The 13,616-nt window shown below is 73.9% G+C and carries 17 protein-coding genes; 10 read left to right on the top strand and 7 right to left on the bottom strand.

The window, feature by feature from the left end; translation table 11 throughout:
* Window positions 1-2: 2 nt before the first annotated feature.
* Window positions 3-872 carry a DNA-3-methyladenine glycosylase family protein gene (locus DSM104299_RS23680; protein ID WP_272474136.1) on the top strand — a complete coding sequence of 290 codons (870 nt, stop codon included), beginning with the start codon at window positions 3-5 and terminating at the stop codon, window positions 870-872.
* Window positions 873-883: 11 nt separating this feature from the next.
* On the top strand, window positions 884-1,873 hold the full coding sequence (locus tag DSM104299_RS23675; RefSeq protein ID WP_272474135.1) for a GGDEF domain-containing protein: 990 nt from the start codon (window positions 884-886) through the stop codon (window positions 1,871-1,873).
* On the opposite strand, the gene pepT is transcribed toward DSM104299_RS23675, so the two are convergent.
* Genes pepT through DSM104299_RS23660 form a run of 3 tightly spaced genes read right to left on the bottom strand, consistent with a single transcriptional unit; the run spans window position 1,851 to window position 4,290 of the window.
* Window positions 1,851-3,299: a peptidase T gene (gene pepT, locus DSM104299_RS23670; RefSeq protein ID WP_272474134.1), complete on the bottom strand. Its 1,449-nt coding sequence runs from the start codon at window positions 3,297-3,299 to the stop codon at window positions 1,851-1,853. The genes DSM104299_RS23675 and pepT overlap by 23 nt on opposite strands.
* Window positions 3,284-3,490 carry a hypothetical protein gene (locus tag DSM104299_RS23665; protein ID WP_272474133.1) on the bottom strand — a complete coding sequence of 69 codons (207 nt, stop codon included), beginning with the start codon at window positions 3,488-3,490 and terminating at the stop codon, window positions 3,284-3,286. The genes pepT and DSM104299_RS23665 overlap by 16 nt, the downstream gene beginning before the upstream one ends.
* Window positions 3,487-4,290, bottom strand: coding sequence for a DUF2804 family protein (locus DSM104299_RS23660; protein ID WP_272474132.1), 804 nt, complete (start codon window positions 4,288-4,290; stop codon window positions 3,487-3,489). The genes DSM104299_RS23665 and DSM104299_RS23660 overlap by 4 nt, the downstream gene beginning before the upstream one ends.
* Window positions 4,291-4,366: 76 nt before the next feature.
* On the opposite strand from DSM104299_RS23660, the gene DSM104299_RS23655 reads away from it, so the two are divergent.
* From DSM104299_RS23655 to DSM104299_RS23625, 7 genes are all read left to right on the top strand, one after another.
* Window positions 4,367-5,194: a carbon-nitrogen hydrolase family protein gene (locus DSM104299_RS23655; protein ID WP_272474131.1), complete on the top strand. Its 828-nt coding sequence runs from the start codon at window positions 4,367-4,369 to the stop codon at window positions 5,192-5,194.
* 28 nt (window positions 5,195-5,222) lie between these two features.
* Window positions 5,223-5,831, top strand: coding sequence for a TetR/AcrR family transcriptional regulator (locus tag DSM104299_RS23650; RefSeq protein ID WP_272474130.1), 609 nt, complete (start codon window positions 5,223-5,225; stop codon window positions 5,829-5,831).
* Between the two features lie 32 nt (window positions 5,832-5,863).
* Window positions 5,864-6,001 carry a hypothetical protein gene (locus tag DSM104299_RS23645; RefSeq protein ID WP_156031226.1) on the top strand — a complete coding sequence of 46 codons (138 nt, stop codon included), beginning with the start codon at window positions 5,864-5,866 and terminating at the stop codon, window positions 5,999-6,001.
* Complete coding sequence (locus DSM104299_RS23640) at window positions 6,001-6,297, top strand: hypothetical protein (RefSeq protein ID WP_272474129.1); 297 nt, start codon at window positions 6,001-6,003, stop codon at window positions 6,295-6,297. The genes DSM104299_RS23645 and DSM104299_RS23640 overlap by 1 nt, the downstream gene beginning before the upstream one ends.
* On the top strand, window positions 6,294-6,716 hold the full coding sequence (locus DSM104299_RS23635; RefSeq protein WP_272474128.1) for a phage holin family protein: 423 nt from the start codon (window positions 6,294-6,296) through the stop codon (window positions 6,714-6,716). The genes DSM104299_RS23640 and DSM104299_RS23635 overlap by 4 nt, the downstream gene beginning before the upstream one ends.
* 159 nt (window positions 6,717-6,875) lie before the next feature.
* Window positions 6,876-7,109, top strand: a complete 234-nt coding sequence (locus DSM104299_RS23630) for a hypothetical protein (protein WP_272474127.1) — start codon at window positions 6,876-6,878, stop codon at window positions 7,107-7,109.
* Window positions 7,110-7,169: 60 nt separating this feature from the next.
* Complete coding sequence (locus DSM104299_RS23625) at window positions 7,170-8,345, top strand: AI-2E family transporter (RefSeq protein ID WP_272474126.1); 1,176 nt, start codon at window positions 7,170-7,172, stop codon at window positions 8,343-8,345.
* Window positions 8,346-8,705: 360 nt separating this feature from the next.
* On the opposite strand, the gene DSM104299_RS23620 is transcribed toward DSM104299_RS23625, so the two are convergent.
* A complete protein-coding gene (locus DSM104299_RS23620) occupies window positions 8,706-9,581 on the bottom strand; it encodes a DegV family protein (protein ID WP_272474125.1) in 876 nt (291 codons plus the stop codon).
* A gap of 31 nt (window positions 9,582-9,612) precedes the next feature.
* Here DSM104299_RS23620 and DSM104299_RS23615 point away from each other — a divergent pair, with 31 nt between their 5' ends.
* The gene (locus DSM104299_RS23615; RefSeq protein ID WP_272474124.1) at window positions 9,613-10,677 is read left to right on the top strand and encodes an NAD-dependent epimerase/dehydratase family protein; all 1,065 of its coding nucleotides are present in this window, start codon (window positions 9,613-9,615) and stop codon (window positions 10,675-10,677) included.
* Between the two features lie 5 nt (window positions 10,678-10,682).
* Here the strand turns inward: DSM104299_RS23615 and DSM104299_RS23610 are convergent, their stop codons facing one another.
* From DSM104299_RS23610 to mtnA, 3 genes are read right to left on the bottom strand one after another with little or no spacing between them, the layout of a single operon-like run.
* Window positions 10,683-11,615 carry a zinc-dependent alcohol dehydrogenase gene (locus DSM104299_RS23610; RefSeq protein WP_272474123.1) on the bottom strand — a complete coding sequence of 311 codons (933 nt, stop codon included), beginning with the start codon at window positions 11,613-11,615 and terminating at the stop codon, window positions 10,683-10,685.
* The gene (locus tag DSM104299_RS23605; protein WP_272474122.1) at window positions 11,615-12,580 is read right to left on the bottom strand and encodes an alcohol dehydrogenase catalytic domain-containing protein; all 966 of its coding nucleotides are present in this window, start codon (window positions 12,578-12,580) and stop codon (window positions 11,615-11,617) included. The genes DSM104299_RS23610 and DSM104299_RS23605 overlap by 1 nt, the downstream gene beginning before the upstream one ends.
* The gene (gene mtnA, locus DSM104299_RS23600; RefSeq protein ID WP_272474121.1) at window positions 12,577-13,608 is read right to left on the bottom strand and encodes an S-methyl-5-thioribose-1-phosphate isomerase; all 1,032 of its coding nucleotides are present in this window, start codon (window positions 13,606-13,608) and stop codon (window positions 12,577-12,579) included. The genes DSM104299_RS23605 and mtnA overlap by 4 nt, the downstream gene beginning before the upstream one ends.
* Window positions 13,609-13,616 lie beyond the last annotated feature (8 nt).

Below are 13,616 nucleotides of genomic sequence, written 5' to 3'. Positions count from 1 at the left end.
CCGTGCGCGCGCAGCTCGCCACCACCGCGCCGTTCGACGGCCGCGCCGTGCTGGCCTTCCTCGCCGCGCGCGCGATCCCGGGCGTGGAGGTCGTCGAGGGCGACACGTACCGGCGGACGCTCGCGCTCCCCGGCGGGCCGGCGGTCGTCGCGCTCACGGTCGCCGCGACCGGCGACGCGGTCACGCTCTCCGGGCGCCTGACCGACCCCGCCGACCGACCCACGGCCGTCGCCATCGCCCGGGCGCTCTTCGGCCTGGACCAGGACCCGGGCGCGGTGCGCCACGGCCTCGGGGCCGACGCGATCCTCGGCCCGCTGGTCCGGGCGCGGCCCGGCCTGCGGGTGCCCGGCGCGGCCAGCGGCTTCGAGGTCGCGGTGCGCGCGATCCTCGGCCAGCAGATCAGCGTCGCGGCGGCGCGCGTCCTGGCCGGCCGGATCACCGAGCGGCTGGGGGAGGAGCTGGCCGATACCGGCGACCCCGCGCTGACCCGCCTGCTGCCGACCCCGGAGGCGCTCGCCGCCGCGCCCGCCGACGCGTTCCCGATGCCGCGCTCGCGGATCCGCACGCTCCAGGGCCTGGGCGCCGCCGACCCGCCGCTCACCGCGCCCGCGCAGGCCGCCGACCTGATCGACCTGTGGGGCGTCGGGCCCTGGACCGCGGCCTACGTCGCGCTGCGCCTCGGCGACCCCGACGTCTTCCTGCCGACCGACGTCGCGATCCTCAAGGCCTTGGGGCTCCTCGGCGCGACGACCGCCGACGCGCCACGTTGGGCGCCCCTGCGCAGCTTCGCGACGCTCCATCTCTGGGCAAGCCTCGCCAACCCTTCCGCGAGCGCGCCACGATCAGGAGGAGTCCAGCAACGGACCGGGTAGGTCTCTGACGGATGAGGACGCCGCGCCGTGCCGCCGCCGCGCCGCCCGAGGTGCGCTCGCTGGCGCTGCTGACCCTCGTGGCTGCCGCCGCGTGCTCGTTCAGCGCGGCGTTCCCGGTCGCGCCCGGCCGCCCGGTGACGCTGCTCGTCGTCCTGACGTGGGTCGGCGTCGTCATCGCCGCCGGCCTGTTCGTCGCCGGCCCGCGGGCCACGCACGACGTCCTGGCCGTCACGGTCGCGGCGGTCATCGTGATCACCAGCGTGCTCGTCGGCGCTTCGTCGACGACCGGCGGCGCGATGCTCGCCGGATACGCCTACGTGTGGATCACGGTCTACAGCGGCCTGTTCCTGTCCTACAACGCGACGCGCGCGCACGCGGCGCTGATCACGGTCGGCTTCGGCGCCGGGCTGCTGGCGACCGGGCTGGACGAGGTGCTGACCGGCTGGCTGCTCGTGTCGGCGACCGTGTGGGCGTCGGGCATGGCGCTGTCGCGGCTGAGCGAGCGCGTGCGCCGCCAGGCCGAGACCGACCACCTGACCGGCCTGCTCAACCGGCGCGCGTTCATCACCGCCGCCGAGCGCGAGCACGAGCTGGCCGCGCGCACCGGCGCCGACCTCGCGGTCGTCCTGATCGACCTCGACGACTTCAAGGCCATCAACGACCGCGACGGCCACGCGGCCGGCGACCGTCTGCTCGGCGAGCTCGCGCATGCGTGGCAGGACGCACTGCGCCCCGCCGACATCCTGGCCCGCCACGGCGGCGACGAGTTCGCGCTGCTGCTGCCCGCGACGTCCGAGGACGGCGCCGAGCACCTCGTCGAGCGCCTGCGTGCGGCGCATGCCATGACGTGGTCGGCGGGCACCGCGGCGTGGCCGCGCGGCGCGACGCTGGACAGCGCGCTGGCGACGGCCGATAGCAAGTTGTATGAGATGAAGCGCCGCCGCAGGGATGACGACGGCGCTGCCGCCAGCCCTCCGCCTACGCCGCGGCTTCCCGCGTAGCCGCGCGCCGCAGGTCGTCCTGCGTCCACGCCTCGGCCAGGTGGACGATCACGGCCGCCGCCGACGCCATGTCGTGCAGCGACGCCCACTCGCGCACCGAGTGGAACTCGTGTCCGCCGGTGAAGATGTTCGGGGTCGGCAGGCCCATCGCGCTCAGGCGCGAGCCGTCGGTGCCGCCGCGGATGACGGTGCGCTTGGCCTCCAGGCCCTCGGCGGCGATCGCGCGCTCGGCGGCCGCCACGACCTCCGGGAACGGCGCGAGGTGCGCCTTCATGTTGGGGTACTGGTGATGGACGTCGACCTCGAGCCGCGCGCGGGGCTGCGCGCCGACGACCTCCTCGGCGGTCGTGCGGATCAGGTCGATGTGGCTCTGCAGCAGGTCGTCGTCGAAGTCGCGGACGAGCGCCGTGACGGTCGCGACCTGCGCGTCGCCGCCGAGCTCGTAGGGGTGGATGTAGCCGTCGCGGCCGTCGGTCGTCTCGGGCGTGAGGCGGTCGGACGGCAGCGCGGCGACGACCTGCGCGGCCAGCCGGGCCGCGTTGACGAGGATGTCCTTGGCGAAGCCCGGGTGGATGTCGACGCCGTGGATCGTCAGCTTGACCTCGGCGGCGGTGAACGTCTCCTCCTGCAGCTCGCCGAGCTCGCTGCCGTCCAGCGTGTAGGCGCCGTAGGCGCCGAAGGCCTCGACGTCGAACAGCGTCGCGCCCTCGCCGATCTCCTCGTCGGGCGTGAAGCAGACGCGCAACGTCGGGCGGGGCAGCTCGGGATGCTGGGCGAGGTAGGCGACCGCGGTGACGATCTCGGCGACGCCGGCCTTGTCGTCGGCGCCGAGCAGGGTGTCGCCCGACGAGGTGATGACGTCGTGGCCGACCTTGTCGCCCAGCGCCGACACGCTCGCCGGATCCAGGACGGTCCCGCCGCGCGGCAGCGCGATGACCGAGCCGTCGTAGTCGCGGTGCACGATCGGCTCGACGCCGGCGCCCGGCGCGTCCGGGCTGGTGTCGACGTGCGCGATCAGCCCGATGACCGGGGCGTCCTCGACGGTCGCCGGCAGCGTCGCGACGACGTAGCCGTTGTCGTCGACCGACGCGTCCTCGACGCCCGCGGCCTTCAGCTCGTCGACGAGCAGCCGGCCCAGCTCCAGCTGGCCGGGCGTGCTCGGGCTCTGCGTGCGGTGGCGGCCGGCGGTGGACTCGATGCGGACGTAGCGCTCGAAGCGCTCCAGGAGGCCCGGGGCGAGCGCTTCGGCGAGTGCGGAGGAGTAGGGCAACGACATGGGTTGCACACTAGACCGCGACGGCGCCGGCCTGCCGATGCGCGTCTGCGCGGGGGCCTGGATCGCCGGGCCAAGCCCGAGCATCGCGACGGCGGAGGCGAGGCCGACCGCCGCGGCGCTGAGGCCGTCGGCCTTCATCGCCGGCGGCATGATCGTGAACATCGTGGCGTAGACGTGCCGGCGCGCGCGGGGGAGAGGTCCCGCGACGACGTCAGGTACAGCGCCAGGAACGGCTCGACGAACGTCCCGACGCGGTTGATCAACGTGCCGGCGAAGATCGACCAGAACGCGTGCGGCGGGTCGCCGGCCCAGCGGTGCAGCGCGGGGCGGAGGCGGGTCACCAACGAACGCTGTGGCGCTCCATCACGCCCCAGCCGCGCGCCACGGGCACGTCGCCCGGCAGGGTGCCGGAGAACGTGCCGAAGGGCTGGACGTAGTCGGAGGCCATGATCTTGAAGTCGTCGGACCGGGCGCGGCGCGCCTCTTCGGAGAACACCAACAGCCCGTCGTCGCCGAAGGTCACGGCCGAGAGGTCGTCCGCGAACATCGCGGGCGGGAGCTCACGCGCGGCGCCGCCGACCCAGAGCGTGCGCTCGCTGCCGACCGGCGCGTCGTGGACGCCCGCGACGATGTTGAAGGCCAACGGCGTGCCGTCCGGCGTCTCGCCGACGCCGGCGCACCAGCGCCAGTCGGTGCGGCGCGCGTGGTAGCCGGCGGAGTCGTCGACCAGGCCGCGGAGGTCGACCGCCCGGCCGGCGATCGTGCCGGTCGCGCGGACGGGCTGCTTGCGCGTCCAGATGTAGGAGTCGCCGTGGCGGGAGGTGACGGCCATCGCGTCGCCATCGGGCTGGAGGGTGAGGTCCGCGGGGCCGAACCGGGCGTGGGCGTCGCCGAGCGTCACGCCGCCCGGCCGGAAGACGGTCTTCTCGCGCAGGTCGGTCCGGTCCCACGTCGCCCAGAAGGCCTGCGGCAGCCCGGCGATGCGGACGTCCGCCGCGCAGACCATGATGTCGTCCCCGTACAGGCCGAGGTAGCGCCAGCGCTTCAGCGGCCGCCGATCCCGGATCAGCGCCATCCGCGCGGGCGGCACCGGCAGCCCGGACGGGCGGTCGCGGGCGGGGAGCGACTGCAGGGTGGACACGGCGGGGTATGCTCCCAGACAGCGGTTGACTGACCAGTCAATCGCCATGTGAACCACCCACCACCCGTGACGTTCCGTGCGCGCCGCCGCTGTCCAACTCACCGCGACCGCCGACAAGGCTACGAACCTCGAGACGGCCGACCGTCTCGTGCGCGCCGCCGTGCGCGACGGCGCGTCGCTCGTCGTCCTGCCCGAGAAGTGGTCGGCCTACGGCACGCCCGAGGACCAGCGCGCCGGTGCCGAGGCGCTCGACGGCCCGGCGCTGACCTGGGCTCGCGCGATCGCCCGCGAGCTGGCGATCGACCTGGTCGCCGGCTCGATCGGCGAGCGGGCGGGCGGGAGCGGGGTCAGCGACCCGCGCGGGCGCGGCTTCAACACGTCGGTCCACGTCGGCCCCGACGGGGCCGACCGCGCGGTCTACCGCAAGCTCCATATGTTCGACGTCGTCGTCGGCGGCCGCGACTACCGCGAGTCCGACGGCGAGGCGCCGGGCGACGAGATCGTCCTGAGTGCGCTCGCCGACGGCACCGGCCTGGGCCTGACCATCTGCTACGACCTGCGCTTCCCGGAGCTGTACCGCCGGCTCGCGGTCGACGGCGCGCGCGTGCTGACCGTGCCCTCCGCGTTCACCGAGCCCACGACGCGCGACCACTGGGAGGTCCTGCTGCGGGCGCGCGCGATCGAGAACCAGTCCTTCGTCGTCGCCGCCAACCAGGTCGGCCGGCACGCGCCGGGGCTGCGCACCGGCGGGCGCTCGATGATCGTCGACCCGTGGGGGATCGTCCTGGCCCAGGCGCCGGACGTCGAGACGCACGTGGTCGCCGAGCTGGATCTCGCCAAGCTGGAGCGCGTGCGCACGGACCTGCCGTCGCTCGCCAATCGCCGACCGGAGGTCTACGGATAGTGGCTCGCCCCTCCCGAGAGGTTCGCTGATGGCGACCGCCAGATCCGCCGCGGCCGCCGCCGAGAAGCGCCGGCTCATCCTCGACGCGGCCGTCCGCGTCTTCGCCCGCCAGGGCTTCCACACGTGCCGCGTGAGCGACATCGCCGACGAGGCGGGCGTCGCCTACGGGTTGGTGTACCACTACTTCCGCTCCAAGGACGAGGTGCTCGACACCCTGTTCCTGGAGCGCTGGAACGTCATGCTCGACGCGATCCGCGAGGTCGACGGGCAGGACATCCTGGCGCGCAAGAAGCTCGAGGCGATCGCCGGCTTCATCATCGACTCCTACCGCCACGACCCCGACCTGATGAAGGTCATCATCGTCGAGGTCACGCGGGCGGCGAACTCCTTCGGGCAGACGCACCTCGCCAAGATCACCGAGGCCTATGACTTGATCGGCGCCGTCGTCGAGAAGGCGCAGGCGGCGGGCGAGTTCCGCTCCGACATCTCCCCGCAGTTCGCGGCGATGGCCTTCTACGGCGCGATCGAGCAGGTGCTCACGGGCTGGATCTTCGACTCGCTCCCGCAGTCGGCGGGCGGCTTCGACGAGGCCAAGCGGCTGATCGTCGAGACGATCTGCTCGGGCCTCGATCGGTAGGCGGCGGGCCGGCCGGGTAGGGTTGAGCCCCGATGCAGCAGAACGACATCGTCAAGCGCCTCGCCTGGTCGGGCCTCCTGGCGGCCTTCGGCGCCATCGCGTCGATCGCCGCCTCGCGCGCCGCGGCCGTGGCCTTCCGCCGGATCTTCGACGAGGATCCGCCGGAGTGATGTCCGGCGAGGACCCGCATGACCCGGCGACCGCGGGGCCCGAGGCCGTCGACGCGGCCGTGCAGGCGCCCGACGCGCCCGTCGCCGTGCCGGCCCCGGATCCGGGGCCGCAGCCGACGCCGACCGTCGGCAGCGCCGAGGCGTCCTACGGCGCCCCGGCCGGCAGCGCCATGCTCGGCGGCGCGGGCGACCCCGTCGTGGACCCGAATCCCGAGAAGCTCGTGGGCGCGGCGTTCGGCGGCGGCCTGGTCGTCGCGCTGCTCCTGAAGGGCCTGGCCCGGAGGAAGCACTCGTGAGCGATCAGCAGCAGCCGGCGAGCATCGCCCAGGCGATCCAGGAGGTCAGCGAGAAGGCCCAGCTCCTGGTTCGCGAGGAGATCGAGCTCGCCAAGGTCGAGGTCACGCAGAAGGTCGCCAAGCTCGGCAAGGGCGCGGCCGTCGCCGCGGCCGCCGGCAGCTTCGTCCTGGGCGCGCTGATCATGATCCTGTTCGGGTTCGCGTACCTCGCGTACTGGGCGATCCCGTTCCCGGACGGCCAGCCGTTCTGGGGGTTCTTCACGGTCGCGGCCGTGCTGCTCCTCCTCGCCGCGCTCGCCGGCTACATCGCGTTCCGCGCCCTGAAGGCCGGCTCGCCGCCGGCGCCGACGATGGCCATCGAGGAGGCCAAGCTGATCAAGGACACGGTTTCGGCCGACCACCCGGAGACGACGATCTAGATGCCCCAGCGTTCTCCTGAGGAAATCGCGGAATTCCTCACCGAGGTCAACTGATGCCCCAGCGTTCTCCTGAGGAAATCGCGGAATTCCTCACCGAGGTCAACTGATGCCCCAGCGTTCTCCTGAGGAAATCGCGGAATTCCTCACCGAGGTCAACTGATGCCCCAGCGTTCTCCTGAGGAAATCCGGGCGTCGATCGAGAGCAACCGCGCCGAGCTGGCCGTGTCGCTCGAGCGGCTGCGCGGAGAGGTCGCCGAGGTCACCGACTGGCGCAAGCAGATCCGCGAGCACCAGCAGCAGGTGCTCATCGGCGCGGCCGTGGCCGGGTTCGTCATCGGCGGCGGCATCGCCGCCATCGGCGGGCTCATGAAGCGCAAGAAGAAGCGCTGGTAGCGGCGGCGCGACGGGCGGCGCCCCGGCGCCGTCCGGTCCTCGGCCTACGGTTCGGGGTCCTTGCCGTCGCGCGCCGCCGACATCCCTGCCCGCACCGTCGTGCGCGTCGTGGCGATCATCGTCACGGCGGTCCTGACGCTGTACCTGATCTACCTGCTGCGCAAGCCGATCGGCTGGGTGCTGACCGCGACGTTCATCGCGATCGCGCTGTCGGCGCCGGTCAACCGCCTCGACCGGCACATGCGGCGTGGGTTCGCGATCGCGATCGTCTACCTCGCGCTGATCCTCGTGCCGGTCGGGCTGACCGCGCTCGTGGTCCCGCCGCTGGTCACGCAGGGCACGAACCTCGCCGAGGACCTGCCCAACTACGCCAACGACGTCCAGGACTACGTCAACAAGAACGAGAAGCTGCGCAAGCTGGACGACAAGTACGACCTGACCGGCCAGCTGCAGAAGCAGGCCAATCAGCTTCCGGGCAAGGTCGGCGACGCCGCGAAGGTGCTGAGCGACATCGGCCTCGGCCTCGTCAACTCGGTCTTCGCGCTGGTCAACATCCTCATCTTGTCGGTGTTCATCGTCGCCCGCGGCAAGGACTGGACCGACGCGGCGCTACGTCTCAGACCCGAGGCCGAGCGAGAACGGATGCGCCGCATCCTGGACTCGACGTCGGCCGCGGTCGGCGGCTATGTCCAGGGCGCGCTGACGATCGCGCTGATCGCCGGCGTGCAGTCGTTCATCGTGATGGAGCTGCTCGGCGTGCCGTTCGCGGCGCCGCTGGCTGTGCTCGCGGGCCTCGCCTCGCTGATCCCGCTGGTCGGCGCGACGGTCGCCGCGATCGTCATCGGGTTGGTGACGTTGTTCAACGACTTCCCGACCGACACCATCATCTGGGCGATCTGGGCGGTCATCTACCAGCAGATCGAGAACAACGTCATCCAGCCGCAGGTCCAGAAGCGCACCGTGCAGGTGCAGCCGTTCGTCGTCCTGGTGGCCGTGCTCTTCGGCTCGACGTTGTTGGGGGTCTTGGGCGCGATCGTCGCGATCCCCCTCGCGGCCTCGATCCAGATCCTCGTCAAGGAGTGGTGGGACTGGCGGCAGGAGACCCGCGCGGCCGCGATCATCGACCCGGGCACTCCACCGCCGACCGGGCCGCCGGGGGCGGGTCCGGCTCCGGGCGCGGGCCCGCCGCCGGGGGACGAGGGCGGAGGCTCCGGGTTGATCGTGCCGGCGACTTAGGGCGCCGCTGGCGCTCATGGCGCCCAGCGCGTTTGCGTTGGTGCTGCGCGGCGTGGTGTGTCCTCATCAAGGGCGTGAGGCAGGAGCGGCGGCGCCACCGCTGCTGGTGTGGCTCGTCGCTGATCGAATCTTGGATCCGTGTCGACTTGTGGCCCTATGCGGACCACCAGTCGACACGGACCTCGACGCATCCGCGGTTCGGCTCCGAACTCCGCCCCGGCGCTGCCACGAGGACGAGCCACACCGACCGCGCGGAGCGCCGCCACGACACTCGCACGCCCTTGATGACGGACGAGCCACGCCCCGCAGCACGACCAACGCGCCGCACTGCAGACCAACCACGCCCGCAGCTCGGCCCCCTCAGACCCCCAGCTCTGCCATCAACCGCCGCGGCAGCCCGCCCGCCCCGATCAGCCCCGGCCCGACATGCGTCCCGATCACCGGCCCGATCTCGGACACGAACACCGGCTCGGTGCCGAAGATCTCGCGCCCGCGCTCGACCAGCCGGGCCGCCTCGTCGGGAGCCTGGATGTGCTGGACCACCCAGCCGTCGGCGCCGTCCTCGTGGCGCGCCTTGAGGTAGTCCACCATCCGCTCGAAGGCGCGGCTCGACGTGCGCACACGCTCGACCGGCGTGATCTCGCGATCGATGGTCAGGATCGGCTTGATCTTCAGCGCGCCGCCGAGCCAGGCCTGCGCGGTGCCGATCCGGCCGCCGCGCTTGAGGAACTCGAGCGTGTCGACCGCGAACCAGATCTTCATCGTGTCGGCGGCCTCGTTGGTGCGCGCGACGACGGCGTCGAGGTCGGCGCCGGTCGACGCCGCGGCCGCGGCGGCCAGCGCGCAGAGGCCGATGCCGCCGCACGCCGTGCGCGAGTCGATGACCTCGACGCGCCGGCCCGGGTGCCTCACCGCGATCTCGGTCGCCGCCTGGCGCGCCGTCTCCGGCGTGCCGGAGATGCCGCCCGCGATGTGGACCGAGACGATGTCCTTGCCCGCGGCGGCGAGCGGCTCGTAGACCTCCAGGAAGTCGCCGATCGACGGCTGCGAGGTCGTCGGCAGCTGGTCGAGCTCGCGCAGGCGCTGGTAGAACGCGTCGAAGTCGGGCATCGCCGACTCGCGCTCGTGGTGGTCGCCGAGGTTGACGTAGAGCGACACCTCGCGGATGTCGTGCGCCTGCAGCAGCGCGCGCGGGGCGTAATGCGTGGTGTCGGTGACCACGGCGACCTGGGACATGCGGCCAGCCTAGCTGCCAGGATGCGCCACGATGTCTACGACGCTCGTCACCGGCGCGGCGGGGCTGATCGGCTCTCACGTGGCGCGGGCGCTGGTCGCCCGCGGCGACCGCGTGCGCGTGACCGTCCCCGCGCACGCCGCGCTGGACGCGATCGCCGACCTCGACGTCGAGGTCGTCGCCGCCGACGCCACCGACCGGCGCGACATGCGCCGCGCGCTGAAGGACGTCGACCGGTTCTTCCACGTGTCGGACGCGACGATGCTGCGCGCCGGCTGGGACGACCTGTACCGCAGCAACGTCGTCGGTACGCGCGTCGCGCTGGAGGAAGCGATGCGCGCCGGCGTCGAGCGCGTCGTCCACACGAGCGCCGCCGCCGCGATCGGGCCGGCCGACGGCCGGTCCACGGCCGACGAGCTGCACGTCTACAACGCGGCGCGCACCGGGTTGTCCTACGCCAACGCGAAGGCCGAGGCCGAGCGCGAGGCGCTGCGGATCTGCGCGCAGGGCCTGCCGGTCGTGATCGTCAACCCCGCGCACGTGCTGGGGCGCGGCGACGTCCACCGGTCCTCGACGGAGCTCGTCCGCCGGTTCCTGCGTCGCGAGATCCCGGTCTACGTCGACGGCGCGCTGTGCATCGTCGGCGCCGCCGACGTCGCCCGCGGGCACCTGCTGGCCGAGGAGCGCGGCATGGTCGGCGAGCGCTACATCCTGGGCGGGCGCAACTTCACCAACGACCGGCTCTTCGCCGACCTCGGCCGGCTCAGCGGCGTCGAGCCGCCGGCGGTCAAGCTGCCGCTGCACGCCGCGCTCGCGCTGGCGCGCGTCGCCGAGGCCGCGCCCGGGCACCCGGCGATGACCGTCGAGGAGATCCGCGCGCTGTCGCTGCGCTGGGCCTACCGCTCGACGAAGGCCAAGCGCGAGCTCGGCTGGACGCCCGGCCACCACGAGCAGCCGCTGGTCGACACGATCGAGTGGTACCGCGAACGCGAGCCCGAGCGCGTCGGCGCCGCCGGCTCACGCCAGCCGGTCGCGCTGCGCGTCGCCGGCTTCGGCGCGAGCCGAATGACGAGCGTCGTGAGGCTGTTCGGCGACTAGCGCGCTCAGCGCGTCGGGTCGACGACGAGCTTGCGGGCCTCGGCGCCGAACGGCGGGTCGACCAGCGCGGCGGCGAGGTCGTCGAGGCCGACCGTGGGGCCGGCGAAGGCGGCGTGGTCGACCGCGCCGGTCGAGAGGAGCAGCAGCGCCTCGTCGATCTCGGCGGGGCGATGGTGGAACGCGCCGACGACGTCGACCTCGTCGTAGTGGATCCGGACGGCGGGCAGCGCGACGTCGCCGCCGGGGCAGCCGCCGACCATCACGACGCGGCCGCCGGGCGCGACCAGCAGCAACGCCGCGTGCCAGGCCTCGGGGCGGCCGACGGCCTCGAAGACCAGCGCCACCGCGCCCGGCTCGAGTGCGTCGACGCCGCGGGCGCCGAGGTCGTCGGCCTGCGCGCGGCGCTCGGGATGGCGGTCGATCACCGCGACGTCGCGCCCGTCGAGCACCAGCAGCCGCGCGAGCATCAGCCCGATCGTGCCGCCGCCCAGGACCGCCACCGCGCGCTCGCTCGTCCCGCGCCCGACGGCGTGCACGCACGCCGCCAGCGGCTCGGCCATCGCCGCCGCGCTGAACGGCAGCGCGCCGGGGATCGAGTGCAGCGCGGCGGCCGGCGCGGCGATGCGCTCCGCGAAGCCGCCGTAGACCCACGTCATCGCCCGGCACAGGTGCGTCCGCCCGGCGCGGCACGGCGGGCACGTCCCGCACGGCACCGAGTCGCCGACCAGGACGCGCTCGCCGGTGTCGATCCGCTCGCCCGCGGTCTCGTGGCCGAACGGCGCGGGGTAGGCGGCGAGCGTCGGGTGGCCGTGGCGCAGCATCTTCAGGTCGGTGCCGCACGTCGTCGCGGCCCGCACCGTGACGACGACCTCGCCGACCGGCTCCGGGACGTCCTCGACGCGGACGTCGTCCGGCCCGTGCAGGCGCGCCGCGCGCATCAGGGCAGCACCAGGACTTTGATCGCCTCGCCGGAGCGCACCATGTCCAGGGCGTGCCCGGTCTCCTCGAGCCCCACGCGATGAGTGACCCACGGCAGCGGGTCGACCGCGCCGGCCTTCAGCAGGTCATAGGCGTCGATCATGTCGCGCGCGCCCGCCGAGTAGGAGGGGACCACGTCGACCTCGCGCCGGTACAGCGACACGGCGTCGAGCGTCAGCGGCTTGCCGGGGGAGGGCGTGGCGTAGAGCACCATCGCGCCGCCGGGCGCGACGGCCGCGAACGCCGTGTCGATCGCCTCCGGCGCGCCGGAGGCGACGAGCGCGACGTCGACCAGCTCGTTGCCGTGGCGCTCGGCGCCGAGCGCGAGCGCGTGCGCCATCCGGTCCTCGCGCGGCTCGCGCACCCAGACCGCCTCCACCCCGCGCGCGTGGGCGGCCGCGATCGCCAGCAGGCCGCTGGTCCCAGCGCCGACGACGAGCAGGCTGTCGCCCGCGCGCAGCCGCGCCCGGTTCAGGGCGCGCAGGACGCAGGCCAGCGGCTCGACGAACGTCCCGCGCTCCTCGTCCAAGTCCTCCAACAACAGCAGCTCGCCGACGAGCTCGGGCGGGATCCGGACGCGCTCGGCAAAGCCGCCCGGCGCGATGTTCGTGGTCCGGAAGGACTCGCACAACGTCTCGTGCCCGCGCTGGCAGCGCCGGCACTCGCCGCACGAGACGTGGTGATGGACGACAACTCGGTCGCCGACGCCCAGCCCGACGACGCCCTCGCCGACTTCTACAACTTCCCCGGTCAGCTCGTGGCCGAGGACGACCGGCAGCTTCGGCGCCACCCACGCGTCGCTGATGTCCGAGCCGCAGACGCCGCACGCCAGGACCCGGCAGACGACCTCGCCCGGCCCGGCGACCGGCTCCGGGTCCTCGTCGACGCGGACCTCGCGCGGCGCGACGGAGCGGGCGACCCTCATGCCAACAGCCCCGCGACCGCCGCGGCGTCGACCGGCGCGGCGATGCCCTTCTCGGTGATCAGCGCGCTGACGAGCGCGGCCGGCGTGACGTCGAAGGCGGGGTTGATGACCGGCGTCCCGGCCGGGGCGACGTCGACGCCGCCGAAGGCGACGACCTCCTCGGCGCCGCGCTCCTCGATCGCGATCGCGTCGCCGTCGGGCGTCGCGAGGTCCACCGTGGAGGTCGGGCCCGCCACCGCGAACGGCAGGTCCACCGCGCGCGCCGCGAGCGCGTGCGCGTAGGTCCCGACCTTGTTGGCGACGTCGCCGTTGGCCGCCACGCGGTCGCAGCCGACGATGACCGCGTCGGCGGCGCCGCGGCGCAGCAGCCCCGCGGCCGCCCCGTCCACGATCAGCGCGAACGGGATGCCGAGGCGCTGCAGCTCCCACGCCGTCAGCCGGGCGCCCTGCAGCAGCGGCCGCGTCTCGCACGCGATCACCGTCACGCCCTCGACCCGCGCGGCCAGCTCGATGCACACGCCCAGCGCCGAGCCGCGCCCGCCGGTCGCCAGCGCGCCGGTGTTGCAGTGCGTGAGGATCGTCCGGACGCCGCGGGCGGCGAGCCAGTCGGCGCCCAGCTCGGCCATCGCGCCGCTCGCCGCGTCCTCGGCCGCGTGGATCTTCTGGGCCGCGCCGCGGGCGGCGCTGGCGATGGTCGACGGCCCGGCGCCGAGGCACGCCGCGCGCACGCGTTCGACCGCCCACGCCAGGTTCACGGCCGTCGGCCGGGCGGCGATCAGGACCTCGCACGCCTCCTCCAGCGCGCCGAGCGACGGCCGTGCCGACAGGTCCATCGCCACGCCGTAGGCGGCGGCGATCCCGATGTTCGGCGCGCCGCGCACGGCCAGCCGGCGGATCGCCTCCGCCGTGTCCGCGGCGCCCGTCAGCGTCAGCCACGTCTCGGCGCCGGGGAGCAGCGTCTGGTCGAGCAGCGAGAGGCGACGTCCGTCCCACCGGACCGCCTGGATCGAGGGAGCGCCGAGGGCCACGAGCAGGA

It is taken from the genome of Baekduia alba, assembly GCF_028416635.1.
GTDB lineage: Bacteria > Actinomycetota > Thermoleophilia > Solirubrobacterales > Solirubrobacteraceae > Baekduia > Baekduia alba.
Note: the sequence above shows the minus strand (reverse complement) of the source record. Positions and strands in the feature narration are given on the sequence as shown.